The sequence below is a fragment of the Pseudomonas sp. AIG genome (assembly GCF_977020205.1).
The window spans coordinates 1-12,514 of the sequence record NZ_CDROCK010000038.1; the positions used below are offsets into that span (position 1 = coordinate 1).

The following is a 12,514-nucleotide window of genomic DNA, read 5'->3' on the forward strand; positions in this document are numbered from 1 at the left end:
TCAGAAGGCGCGCTAGCACCTGCTGTTCGTCGCCGGTCAGGACGCCGGTGACTTCGGCGAAGTGAGCGAATTCAGCATACAGGCCACTGACAGCTGGAACCTTCTGGCTCAGTTGCTCAAGGAGTTTGCTGTGGCGAAAGGCAGAAAGGGCAGGAGCGCCGCGCAGGATCAACATCTTCGGGACAGCCTCGGGAAGGGGTGTGCTTTGAGGCCGTGCATTCTAGCCTAAACCGCCCTCAACATCACCCGAAACGCTACGCACGGTTGCACTGCAATATCAATCTGTGTTTCTGCCTCCAGAGTCAGATAAATCACCTCTGCAATGACGCCTTATTTTTACTGTAACAAAAAGCCGTAAAGGCCCGTTTCTGCAGGGTTTCGTTCGGATTTGTGATCGCTAGCAGACTCGTCCTGCACTGTCGAGATATGGCGCCCGTGGCCGTTTGCGTATACTGCGCAGATGTTTTTCCCAACGGCTTTGCGTCCGCGGTACGCCAAATGGCTGATCGCAACCGGACTCTTCCTGATGCTCGGTGGCTGTGTTGATAAACCCAACACACTCGAGCGCGTAAAGGAGGATGGTGTGCTGCGGGTGATTACCCGTAACAGCCCCGCCACCTACTTTCAGGATCGCAGCGGTGAAACCGGCTTCGAATACGAGCTGGTGAAGCGTTTCGCCGACGATTTGGGTGTCGAGTTGAAGATCGAGACGGCCGACAACCTCGATGACCTCTTCGATCAGATCGGCAAGCCGAACGGCCCGGTGCTGGCCGCCGCGGGTCTGGTCAGCAGCGAACAGCGCAAGAAGCAGGTGCGGTTCTCGCACTCCTACCTTGAAGTCACCCCGCAGATCATCTATCGCAACGGTCAGTCGCGGCCGACCGATCCCGGTGATCTGGTCGGCAAGAAGATCATGGTGCTCAAGGGCAGTACCCACGCCGAACAACTGGCGGAGCTGAAAAAGAAATTCCCCGGTATCGAATACGAAGAGTCCGACGCAGTTGAAGTGGTCGACCTGCTGCGCATGGTCGATGAAGGTCAGATTGACCTGACGCTGGTCGACTCCAACGAAGTGGCGATGAATCAGGTGTACTTCACCAATATTCGCGTGGCCTTCGACCTCGGCGATGCGCGCAGCCAGAGCTGGGCGGTGGGTCCGGGCGAAGACAACAGTCTGCTCAACGAGATCAACGCGTATCTGGACAAGGTGCAGAAGAACGGCACCCTGCAACGCCTGAAGGATCGCTACTACGGCCACGTCGATGTCCTCGGCTATATGGGCGCCACGACCTTCGCCCAGCACTTGCAGCAGCGCCTGCCGAAATACGAGCAGCACTTCAAGAATTACGCGAAAAAAGAGAAAGTCGACTGGCGTCTGCTGGCGGCCATTGGTTATCAGGAATCGCTGTGGCAGCCGACCGTCACCTCGAAAACCGGCGTTCGCGGTTTGATGATGCTGACGCAGAACACTGCGCAGGCAATGGGCGTGTCCAACCGCCTCGATCCGAAACAGAGCATTATGGGCGGGGCGAAATACCTGGCTTATATGAAGGATCAGCTCGACGATTCGATCAAGGAACCGGACCGCACCTGGTTTGCTCTGGCGGCGTACAACGTTGGCAGCGGTCACCTCGATGACGCGCGCAAACTGACGGCCAAGGAAGGGTTGAACCCGGACAAATGGCTGGACGTGAAGAAGATCCTGCCGCGCCTGTCGCAGAAGCAGTGGTACAGCAAGACACGCTATGGCTACGCCCGGGGCGGCGAACCGGTGCATTTTGTGGCGAACATCCGTCGTTACTACGACATTCTGACCTGGGTGACCCAGCCGCAGCTTGAGGGCGATCAGGTGGCCGAGGGCAATCTGCATGTGCCGGGTATCGACAAGTCAAAGCCCACTCAAGAACCCGCCCCACTTTAAAAGCAAAAGATCGCAGCCTTCGGCAGCTCCTACAGGTGTACACATAACCTGTAGGAGCTGCCGAAGGCTGCGATCTTTTGATCTTAGCCCTTGAGCGCAGCAGCCAGGATCAGCGCTTTCATCTCGGATACGGCGGACTTGAAGCCCACGAACAACGCATGCGCCACCAGCGCGTGGCCGATGTTCAGTTCGTTGATGCCTTTGATGGCCGCTACGGCTTCAACGTTGTGGTAATGCAAGCCGTGACCCGCGTTAACGATTAAGCCCTGCGCCAGACCAAACGCCACGCCATCCGCCACACGTTTGAGTTCTTCAGCCACTTCAGTCGGGGTTTCGGCATCGGCGTAACGCCCGGTGTGCAATTCGATGGCCGGCGCACCGATGCGCTTCGACGCTGCGATCTGACGTTCATCGGCATCGATAAACAGCGACACTTCGCTACCGATCTTCGACAGGCGCTCAACCGCTGCCTTGATCCGCTCTTCCTGCCCCGCCACATCCAGGCCACCTTCAGTGGTCAGCTCCTGACGGGTTTCCGGCACCAGGCAGATGTGCGCCGGGCGGATGCGTTCGGCAAACGCCATCATTTCTTCGGTGACGCCCATTTCGAAGTTCATGCGGGTCTGCAGCACGTCTTTAAGCAAGAGCACGTCACGTTCCTGAATGTGCCGACGGTCTTCACGCAGGTGCACGGTGATGCCATCGGCACCCGCCTCTTCCGCGTCCAGCGCCGCCTTGACCGGATCCGGGTAACGCGTGCCACGGGCCTGACGCAGGGTGGCGACGTGGTCGATGTTCACGCCAAGAAGAATGCGATTGCTGGTGGTCACGGGTGCGCTCCTGAATTGAGAGTTTCGGCGCACAGCATACGGGGTGATCAGGGCTTGCGAAACAGTTCGCGACTGACGAGGGGGCGACCGCCAAGATGAACGGCCAACGCCTGACGCATCAAGCGCTTGGCGGCGGACAGCGCGCCTGGGGCGGACCAATCGGCTTCGGCCATGGCCAGTAATTCAACGCCGTTGAACAGACCGGGTTGCAGCAGAAAGACCCGTTCCAGCCCCGCATCCACTTGCAGACGATAGAGACCATCTGCCGCTATCGGCTCGCCATGGATATCGGTGTTCAGCGAGAAGCCATAACCGAGATCGTCCAGCAGGCGCCATTCGAAGGAACGCAAGAGCGGCTCCAGCGGCCGGCCTTCGGCCAATGCCAGCAAGGTCGCGGCATAGTGATCAAAGACGCCCGGGTGCGGATCTTCGGCGGGCAGCAAGCGGATCAGCAATTCATTGAGATAGAGACCACTGAACAGCGCTTCACCGTTGAGCCAGGCGGAGGTGCCTGAGCTCTCCATGCGCCCGACATTCTTCAGCTCGCCCTTGCCACGGAATTCGACCTCCAGCGACACGAATGGCCGCGCCAATGTCCCGGCCTTGCCCCGCGCACTGCGCAATACCGCCCGCAGCCGACCTTGAGGCGTGAGGAAATCCACCAACGCGCTGGTTTCGCGATAGGCGCGACTGTGCAGGACGTAGGCAGGCTGGGCGGGAGGTGGGTTTTGCGACATTGAGTTCTCGATGAAGAAACGCAGTTTTACACACAACCCAAAACCACTGTGGGAGCGAGCCTGCTCGCGAAAGCGGAGTAACAGTCAACATCAAGGCTGAATGTTACATCCTCTTCGCGAGCAGGCTCGCTCCCACAGTGGGTATCGGTGTCCTCTGGAACGGTGATTACAGGTCGCCGTAACCCAGCGAACGCAGCGCACGCTCGTCATCAGACCAGCCGCCCTTCACCTTGACCCACAGGTTGAGCATGATCTTGGAGTCGAACAGCAGCTCCATGTCCTTGCGCGCCTCAGTGCCGATGCGCTTGATGCGCTCGCCCTTGTCGCCAATGATGATCTTCTTCTGGCCGTCACGCTCAACGAGGATCAAGGCATGAATGTGCAGGGTCTTGCCCTGCTGCTTGAACTCTTCGATTTCGACGGTGATCTGGTACGGCAGCTCGGCGCCCATCTGGCGCATGATTTTCTCGCGCACCAGTTCCGCGGCGAGGAAACGGCTGCTGCGGTCAGTGATCTGGTCTTCCGGGAAGAAGTGATCGTTCTCCGGCAGATGGTCAGCGATGACCTTTTCCAGCGCTTCGAGGTTGTGCCCGTGTTGCGCGGAAATCGGAATGATCTGCGCGTTCGGCAGTTGTTCCTGCAACCAGCTCAGGTGCGGCATGAGCTCGGCTTTGTCTTCGATGCGGTCGGTCTTGTTCAGCGCGACGATCAGCGGGCCGGTCACGTACTGCACGCGCTCGAGAACCATCTGGTCTTCGTCGGTCCACTTGGTGCGGTCAACGACGAAAATCACCACATCGACGTCTTTCAACGCCGCCGAAGCGGTTTTGTTCATGTAACGGTTCAGAGCCTTTTCGCCACCCTTGTGCATGCCGGGGGTGTCGACGTAGATCGCCTGCACGTCACCTTCGGTTTTGATCCCGAGCATGTTGTGGCGGGTGGTCTGCGGCTTGCGCGAGGTGATCGCGAGCTTCTGGCCGAGGATGTGGTTGAGCAGCGTCGACTTACCGACGTTGGGACGGCCGACGATGGCAACATAGCCACAGCGCGTTGCGTTTGTATCAGTCATTGCCATTCTCCACGCCCAGGGCAATCAGTGCTGCAGCGGCCGCTACCTGTTCGGCAATACGACGGCTCACACCCTGACCTCGGCTTTTTTCATTCAGTAAGACAACTTCGCATTCGACGAAGAAGGTTCGGCAGTGCGGCTCGCCCTGGATATCCACCACTTCATAGCGTGGCAGATCGCAACCGCGCGATTGCAGGTGTTCCTGCAGGCGGGTCTTCGGATCCTTGTTGGTATCGACCAGTGTCAGACCTTCGAACTCGCCAGCCAGCCAGGCCAGCACGCGCTCACGCGCCATGTCCATGCCGGCATCGAGGTAGATCGCACCGATCAAGGCTTCGAGGGCATCCGCCAGAATCGATTCGCGACGGAAACCGCCGCTTTTCAACTCGCCGGAACCCAATCGCAGGTAATCACCAAGGTCGAAACCGCGCGCCAGTACGGCCAGCGTCTCACCTTTTACCAAACGTGCGCGCAAACGCGACAATTGGCCTTCGCGGGCCAACGGGAAGCGATCGAACAGCGCCTCGCCAGCAACGAAGTTGAGGATGGCATCACCGAGGAATTCCAGGCGTTCGTTGTTGCGCCCGGCAAAACTGCGGTGCGTGAGGGCCAGCAGCATCAGCTCCTGATCCTTGAAGGTATAACCGAGCTGGCGCTCGAGACGGCTTAGAGAAACGCTCACGGTTTACCCACGCTGAGTTCGTGGCTGGATTCCACTGCCATCGCCGGGATGCGGCGCAGGCCTGGGACAATTAACGCTGTGTTCAAAAATTAAATCCTGGCGATTGCGAAGCCGATTGTGCCGGCTCCAGAAATGCATTCGGCGCTGTGGTCAACAGCGCCGTGTGTGATTACTTGATCAGGCCAACCCGCGAGAAATTCGGCAGGTGACTGAGTTTTGGTTCCGGCCAGCTCATCCAGACCGCGAAGGCCTTGCCGACGATATTCTGGTCGGGAACCATGCCCAGCAGGTCCTTGGGAATGTTCGGGTCATCCCAATAGCGACTGTCGTTCGAGTTGTCGCGGTTGTCGCCCATCATGAAGTAGTGCCCGGCAGGTACTGTCCACGAGCGGTCCGGCGTGGCGCGGTAGCGGCTCATTTCCTTGCGGATCAGATGCTCGGCGGCGCCCAGTTTCTCTTTATACAGTTCGGCACTGCCCAGCGTGCCCGGCTCGGCGCCGACCATCTGCTCGGCAATCGACTCGCCATTCACAAACAGACGCTTGTCGGCGGTGTAACGCACCGTGTCGCCCGGCAGGCCAACCACACGTTTGATGTAGTTGACGTTCGGATCGCTCGGGTAGCGGAACACCATCACATCGCCACGCTGCGGATCACCGACTTCGATGATTTTCTTGTCGATCACCGGCAGACGGATCCCGTAAGAAAACTTGTTCACCAGAATGAAGTCGCCGACGTCCAGGGTCGGCTTCATCGAGCCCGAAGGAATCTGGAACGGTTCCACGAGGAACGAACGCAGCACCAGCACGATGAACAACACCGGGAAGAACGACTTGCCGTATTCGACCAGCAGCGGCTCTTTGTTCAGCTTTTCAACGACCACCCCATCAGGCTGGCTGACGCTGCCTTGATAAGAGGCAATGGCAGCACGCCGACGCGGTGCGAGGATCAACAGATCGAGCAACGCCAACAGGCCGCAGACGAACACGGCGATGACCAGCAACAGCGGGAAATTTAGTGACATAGGACCTAACTATCCAACCTGAGCACGGCAAGGAAGGCTTCTTGTGGAATTTCCACGTTGCCGACCTGCTTCATGCGTTTCTTACCGGCCTTTTGCTTCTCGAGCAGTTTCTTCTTACGGCTGACGTCACCACCGTAGCATTTGGCCAATACGTTCTTTCTGAGTGCCTTGACGGTGGTCCGGGCGACGATCTGACCACCAATGGCGGCCTGAATCGCTACGTCGAACATCTGACGAGGAATCAGTTCTTTCATCTTCTCGGTCAACTGGCGACCTTTGTAGTGCGAGTTGTCACGGTGCACGATCAACGCCAAAGCATCGACCTTGTCGCCGTTGATCAGCACATCCAGTTTCACCAGATTAGCCGATTGGTAACGGTCGAAATGGTAATCCAGCGAAGCATAGCCGCGACTGGTGGATTTGAGACGGTCGAAGAAGTCCAGGACCACTTCGTTCATCGGCAGGTCGTAAGTGACTTGCACCTGATTGCCGAGGAACAGCATGTCGACTTGAACGCCGCGCTTCTCGATGCACAGGGTGATGACGTTACCCAGGTGCTCTTGCGGCACCAGGATGTTGGCCCGCACGATTGGCTCGCGCATGTCTTCGATCGACGACACATCCGGAAGCTTGGAGGGGTTGTCGACGTAAATCGTTTCACCGGTTTTCAGCACCAGCTCGAAAATTACCGTTGGCGCGGTGGTGATCAGGTCCAGGTCGTATTCGCGCTCGAGGCGCTCCTGGATGATCTCCATGTGCAGCATGCCGAGGAAGCCGCAACGGAAGCCGAAGCCCAGTGCGTCGGAGCTTTCCGGGGTGTACTGCAGCGACGAGTCGTTGAGGGTCAGCTTCTGCAGCGCTTCGCGGAAATCTTCGAAGTCGTCGGAGCTGACCGGGAACAGACCGGCGTAAACCTGTGGCTGGATGCGCTTGAAGCCGGGCAGCACTTCAACGTCCGGGGTGGAGCTCAGGGTCAGGGTGTCACCGACCGGTGCACCGTGAATGTCCTTGATGCTGGCGATGATGAAGCCCACTTCGCCGGCCTTCAGGTCAGCAGTAGCGGTGTGCTTGGGGTTGAACACGCCCACGCTGTCGACCAGATGGATCTTGCCGGTGGACTTGACGAGAATCTTGTCGCCCTTCTTCACGCGGCCATGACGCACGCGCACCAGGGAGACAACGCCCAAATAGTTGTCGAACCAGGAATCGATGATCAACGCTTGCAGCGGATCTTCGATGTTGCCGGTCGGCGCAGGAATGGTCTGCACCAGACGCTCGAGCACTTCGTCGACACCCAGGCCGGTCTTGGCACTGCAAGTGACGGCGTCAGTGGCGTCGATGCCGATGATCTTCTCGATCTCGTCCTTGACGCGATCAGGATCGGCCTGTGGCAGGTCGATCTTGTTCAGCACCGGCATGACCTCGAGGCCCTGCTCGATCGCGGTGTAGCAGTTGGCTACGGACTGAGCTTCAACGCCCTGACCGGCATCGACCACCAGCAAGGCACCTTCACACGCGGCCAGGGAACGGCTGACTTCGTAGGTGAAGTCAACGTGGCCCGGGGTGTCAATGAAGTTCAGCTGGTACTTGATGCCGTCTTTGGCGGTGTAATAGAGAGTAACGCTGTGGGCCTTGATGGTGATCCCGCGTTCACGTTCCAGATCCATGGAGTCCAGTACCTGGGCTTCCATTTCACGCTCGGCCAGGCCGCCGCACATCTGGATGAAGCGATCGGCCAGCGTCGACTTGCCATGGTCAATGTGGGCGATGATGGAGAAATTGCGGATATGACTCAAATCACTCACGGATCAACACTCAAAAAGGCTGCAGGCATGGCCCGCCGAAAAATAGCCGGGAATTGTACCTGATACACGGCGCAAGCGTCACGTTCGCCTGTCACCCGGATTGCATGCAAAAACGCCCCGATCTGTCGATCGAGGCGTTTTCGAGGTTTAAAGCACAGGTCAATCGCCTGTCATCAACCGGCTCTGCGCAGCAGCCAGACCCCCGCCAGCGCACAAACACCGGCCGGCACCAGCACCGCGAACAGCGGCGAGAAACCGAACACAAGGCTCGAAGGGCCGAGCAAATCCTGGACGATACGGAAGGTAAAGCCCACCAGCACGCCGGTGAACACGCGCTGACCGAGGGTCACCGAGCGCAGCGGTCCGAAGATGAAGGAGATCGCCATCAGCACCAGTGCGGCAGTCACCAGCGGTTGCAACACCTTGACCCAAAATGCCAGCCAGTAGCGGCCGTTGCTCAGGCCCTGCTCGGACAGATAGTGGATGTAACCCCACAGACCGCTGATCGACAACGATTCGGGGGCCATGACCACAGTGCTAAGCAGTTGCGGGCTCAACGCCACGTCCCATTGCTCGCTCGGGACATTGACGACTTCAGTGCTGCGCTCATGAAACAGCGTGGTGGCAACGTCAGTGAGCTGCCACTTATTGCCGTCGAACTCGGCCTTCTTGGCGAAGCTTGAGCTCAGCAGATGGCGCTCCTTGTCGAAGTGATAGCGAGTCACGCCATACAGCAGGCCGTTGGGTTGCACGGCGTTGATGTGGATAAACTCTTCACCCTGGCGGTGCCACATACCGTGCTTGGCGCTTTGCGCGTCGCCGCTGCCCTGCGCCAGCGAGCGATTGGCCTGCGCCATGCTTTCAGTTGCCGGAGCAACGTACTCGCCGATCAGCACACCGGCCAGCATCAGCACCAGCATTGGCTTCATGACGGCCCAGACGATCCGGCCGATGGACACGCCAGCGGCGCGCATGACCGTCAGCTCACTGCTGCTGGCCAGACTGCCGAGACCGATCAGGCAACCGATCAACGCGGCCATCGGCAGCATTTCATAGAGACGGCGCGGCGCGGTCAGCAACACGAAGCTCAGCACATCCACAAGGGTGTAGGTGTCGCTGACGTCACCCATTTCATCAATGAACGCGAACAGCGTTGCCAGACCGAGAATGATTGCCAGCACGGCGATGATCGCCATGAACACACTGCTGCCGATGTAGCGGTCGAGTTTAACCACGGGCCACCTCCAGCGCTGCGGAGCGACGGCTGGCCATCTTCAGACGCAGCGGCTCCCAATAGAGCAGGCCGAGACCGATCAACAGGAAGATCGCGTGCACCCACCACAGGCCCAGGGCCGGCGGGATTTTGCCTTTTTCAAGGGCGCCGCGGGCGGCAATCAGGATGGTCAGGTAAGCCATATAAAGAAGAATCGCCGGCAGCAGCTTGAGGAAACGCCCTTGGCGCGGATTGACTCGCGACAGCGGCACCGCCATCAGGGTCACGATAAATACCAGCAGCGGCAGGGACAAACGCCATTGCAGCTCGGTTTTGGAGCGGATGTCATCGCTGCCCAGAAGAGCCGAGGTTGGCATGGCGTCACGGTCGGTGACTTCTTCGCTGACGTCCGGCTTGGGTAGCAGCACGCCGTAGGTTTCGTAATGAATGGCACGGTAGTCGGCCTGACCCGGGCTGCCGTCATAGCGATAGCCGTTATCGAGGATCAGATAGCGGTTACCGTCGGGACGCGCTTCCTGACGGCCCTTTTCGGCCACCAGCACGGAAATCCCGCGATCCTTTTGATCGGCACCGAGGTTTTTCTGTGAAATGAATACGCTGCCCAGATTGACGCGATCGTCGCTCAACGTCTCGGTGTAAGTCACTCGAGTGCCGTCACGCAAGGCCTGGAAGCGACCCGGTTCGAGGGTGTCGAATTCGGTCAGGGCGTCCTGCTTGTTCAGCAGCAACTGGAACTGGTTGGCGCCTTGCGGGGCCAGCCCCAGGCTCAGCCACGCCACGACCAGCGCGACCAGCGTCGCCGGAAACAAGGTCATGCGAAACAGCTTCTGCTGGCTCATGCCGGTGGCCGACAGCACGGTCATCTCGCTTTCGAGATACAGGCGACCGTAGGCCAGCAGGATGCCAAGGAACAGGCCCAGCGGCAGAATCAGTTGCAGGAAACCCGGCAGGCGATAGCCCATGATCAGGAACAGCGAGCCCGGATCGAGCTGACCGGCTGCGGCCTGAGCGAGGTATTTGATGAAGCGACCGCTCATGATGATGACCAGCAGCACGGCACTCACGGCGCTGAGGGTCAACAGGACTTCGCGGGACAGATAACGGAAGACGATCAAACCAGACACTCCAGGGTTGTCAGGCTAAGGCGGCCAAACAAGCAAACACATCGACCGGCCCGCAACGCAGAGCCGTCGAAAAAAGATGCGGCATTATCCTGTGATTGGGGGCGCCTGTCACTGCGCACACTCATCCATGTCTGTAATCCTTTGCAGATCGTACAACCTAGGGGGCGTTCTCAATTAGTTTTCACACCGCGCCGGGTCTGCTGTTGTGCAGGGCAAGGCGCGAGAAGCGTGGTTTGGTCATTTCAAATAAGCTTCGAGCAACGCAGCCCTGCACAACAGCAGGCACGGCCCTTCGGGTTGTGCCTTAAAGCCGGCCAGTCTGCGTTGCAGGCCTTGGAAAGGGAACAACCATTCCCAGCGGCCTGCGCCTTGCCTGGCTGGCTTTAAGGCGACAACGCGGTGTGAAAACTAATTGAGAACGCCCCCTAGGGTTGTCAGGCGCGGGGAGCGAGGTTCAAACTGCGGCCCTTGTCGCAGGCTTTGGCCTGCGCCTCTTCTATCTATAAGCAGGCGTCTGCGGCCTCCGTCGAACGCCTGCGTGTTGACCATTCATTCAGGGATCCGGACATGGAACTGGTTGTAAAAAGCGTTAGCCCAGAAACGTTGAAAACCGCCACCCTGGTGGTTGCCGTCGGCGAAGGCCGCAAACTCGGCGCCGCCGCCAGACAGGTCGACGAACTGAGCGGTGGTGCAATCAGCGCCCTGCTCAAGCGTGGCGATCTGGCCGGCAAGGTTGGCCAGAGCCTGTTGCTGCACAGCCTGCCGAACCTGAAAGCCGAGCGCGTGCTGCTGGTCGGCGTGGGCAAGGATGAGGAACTGGGCGACCGTCCGTTCCGCAAAATCGTGGCCGGCATCCTCAACACCCTGAAGGGGCTGGGCGGCAGCGACGCCGTGCTGGCGCTGGATGAAGTTATTGTTAAAAACCGTGACAGCTACGGCAAAACCCGTCTGCTGGCAGAAACCCTGGTCGATGGCGAATATACCTTTGACCAGTTCAAAAGCCAGAAAGCCGAACCACGCGCCCTGAAGAAAATCACCCTGCTGACCATCAAGGCTGCCCAAGCCGAAGTGCAACGCGCCGTGAACCACGCGACCGCGATTGCCAATGGCATGGCCTTCACCCGCGATCTGGGCAACCTGCCGCCGAACATCTGCCACCCGACGTTCCTCGGTGAACAAGCCAAGAACCTGGGTAAAGAGTTCAAGGATCTGAAAGTCGAAGTCCTCGACGAGAAAAAAATCAAATCCCTTGGCATGGGTTCGTTCTACGCCGTTGGCCAGGGCAGCGAGCAACCGCCGCGCCTGATCGTCATGCAATACAACGGTGGCAAGAAATCCGAGAAGCCGTACGCCCTGGTCGGTAAAGGCATCACCTTCGACACTGGCGGCATCAGCCTGAAACCGGGCGCCGGCATGGACGAAATGAAATATGACATGGGCGGCGCCGCCTCCGTGTTCGGCACCCTGCGCGCCGTGCTTGAGCTGAAACTGCCGATCAACCTGGTGTGCATCCTCGCCTGCGCCGAGAACATGCCGAGCGGCAACGCGACCCGTCCGGGCGACATCGTTACCACCATGAGCGGCCAGACTGTGGAAATCCTCAACACCGACGCCGAAGGCCGTCTGGTGCTGTGCGATGCGCTGACCTACTCCGAGCGCTTCAAGCCACAAGCGGTGATCGACATCGCCACCCTGACCGGCGCTTGCGTCGTTGCTCTGGGCGCGCACACCTCGGGTCTGCTGGGCAACAACGACGAACTGATCGACCAACTGCTCAGCGCTGGTAAAGCCGCTGACGACCGCGCCTGGCAATTGCCATTGTTCGACGAGTACCAGGAGCAACTGGACAGCCCATTCGCCGACATCGCCAACATTGGCGGGCCGAAAGCCGGCACCATCACCGCCGCCTGCTTCCTGTCGCGTTTCACCAAAAACCTCAACTGGGCGCACCTGGACATCGCCGGCACCGCGTGGACCAGCGGCGGCAAGGACAAAGGCGCAACCGGTCGTCCGGTGCCTCTGCTGACCCAGTACCTGCTGGATCGCGCCAAAGCCTGAACCCGCTGACGAGCGGCGCCACTTTCGGGT

At 59.2% G+C, this 12,514-nt stretch carries 11 protein-coding genes; 2 read left to right on the top strand and 9 right to left on the bottom strand.

Annotated elements, in window-relative coordinates; genetic code table 11:
• Positions 1-175 (bottom strand): hypothetical protein (locus tag ACWR1S_RS20525; RefSeq protein WP_454564804.1); only part of this gene is annotated, 175 nt, incomplete at its 3' end.
• A gap of 285 nt (positions 176-460) precedes the next feature.
• Here ACWR1S_RS20525 and mltF point away from each other — a divergent pair.
• Entirely contained in the window at positions 461-1,921 is a 1,461-nt protein-coding gene (gene mltF, locus ACWR1S_RS20530) for a membrane-bound lytic murein transglycosylase MltF (protein ID WP_127925939.1), read from the top strand.
• An 83-nt stretch (positions 1,922-2,004) separates the two neighbouring features.
• On the opposite strand, the gene pdxJ is transcribed toward mltF, so the two are convergent.
• From pdxJ to lptF, 8 genes are all read right to left on the bottom strand, one after another.
• Complete coding sequence (gene pdxJ, locus ACWR1S_RS20535) at positions 2,005-2,751, bottom strand: pyridoxine 5'-phosphate synthase (protein ID WP_454564760.1); 747 nt, start codon at positions 2,749-2,751, stop codon at positions 2,005-2,007.
• Between the two features lie 47 nt (positions 2,752-2,798).
• Positions 2,799-3,488 (bottom strand): DNA repair protein RecO, encoded by a 690-nt coding sequence (gene recO / locus ACWR1S_RS20540; protein WP_454564761.1) that lies wholly within the window; start codon positions 3,486-3,488, stop codon positions 2,799-2,801.
• Between the two features lie 166 nt (positions 3,489-3,654).
• Positions 3,655-4,557: a GTPase Era gene (gene era / locus ACWR1S_RS20545; protein WP_016771562.1), complete on the bottom strand. Its 903-nt coding sequence runs from the start codon at positions 4,555-4,557 to the stop codon at positions 3,655-3,657.
• Positions 4,550-5,239, bottom strand: a complete 690-nt coding sequence (gene rnc, locus ACWR1S_RS20550; protein WP_016986099.1) for a ribonuclease III — start codon at positions 5,237-5,239, stop codon at positions 4,550-4,552. Before rnc ends, era begins: the two co-directional genes overlap by 8 nt.
• 169 nt (positions 5,240-5,408) lie before the next feature.
• Positions 5,409-6,263 carry a signal peptidase I gene (gene lepB, locus ACWR1S_RS20555; RefSeq protein WP_007909027.1) on the bottom strand — a complete coding sequence of 285 codons (855 nt, stop codon included), beginning with the start codon at positions 6,261-6,263 and terminating at the stop codon, positions 5,409-5,411.
• A gap of 5 nt (positions 6,264-6,268) precedes the next feature.
• The gene (gene lepA, locus ACWR1S_RS20560; protein ID WP_454564762.1) at positions 6,269-8,068 is read right to left on the bottom strand and encodes a translation elongation factor 4; all 1,800 of its coding nucleotides are present in this window, start codon (positions 8,066-8,068) and stop codon (positions 6,269-6,271) included.
• Between the two features lie 173 nt (positions 8,069-8,241).
• Complete coding sequence (lptG, locus tag ACWR1S_RS20565; protein ID WP_454564763.1) at positions 8,242-9,303, bottom strand: LPS export ABC transporter permease LptG; 1,062 nt, start codon at positions 9,301-9,303, stop codon at positions 8,242-8,244.
• Positions 9,296-10,417, bottom strand: a complete 1,122-nt coding sequence (lptF, locus tag ACWR1S_RS20570; protein ID WP_454564764.1) for an LPS export ABC transporter permease LptF — start codon at positions 10,415-10,417, stop codon at positions 9,296-9,298. The genes lptG and lptF overlap by 8 nt, the downstream gene beginning before the upstream one ends.
• Positions 10,418-10,993: 576 nt before the next feature.
• On the opposite strand from lptF, the gene ACWR1S_RS20575 reads away from it, so the two are divergent.
• On the top strand, positions 10,994-12,484 hold the full coding sequence (locus ACWR1S_RS20575) for a leucyl aminopeptidase (protein ID WP_454564765.1): 1,491 nt from the start codon (positions 10,994-10,996) through the stop codon (positions 12,482-12,484).
• Positions 12,485-12,514: the final 30 nt, after the last annotated feature.

Coding starts and splice junctions, on each gene's coding strand:
- ACWR1S_RS20575 (WP_454564765.1), top strand. CDS start 10,994: ATGGAACTGGTTGTAAAAAGCGTTAGCCCAGAAACGTTGAAAACCGCC.
- lepB (WP_007909027.1), bottom strand. CDS start 6,263: ATGTCACTAAATTTCCCGCTGTTGCTGGTCATCGCCGTGTTCGTCTGC.
- recO (WP_454564761.1), bottom strand. CDS start 3,488: ATGTCGCAAAACCCACCTCCCGCCCAGCCTGCCTACGTCCTGCACAGT.
- mltF (WP_127925939.1), top strand. CDS start 461: ATGTTTTTCCCAACGGCTTTGCGTCCGCGGTACGCCAAATGGCTGATC.
- era (WP_016771562.1), bottom strand. CDS start 4,557: ATGACTGATACAAACGCAACGCGCTGTGGCTATGTTGCCATCGTCGGC.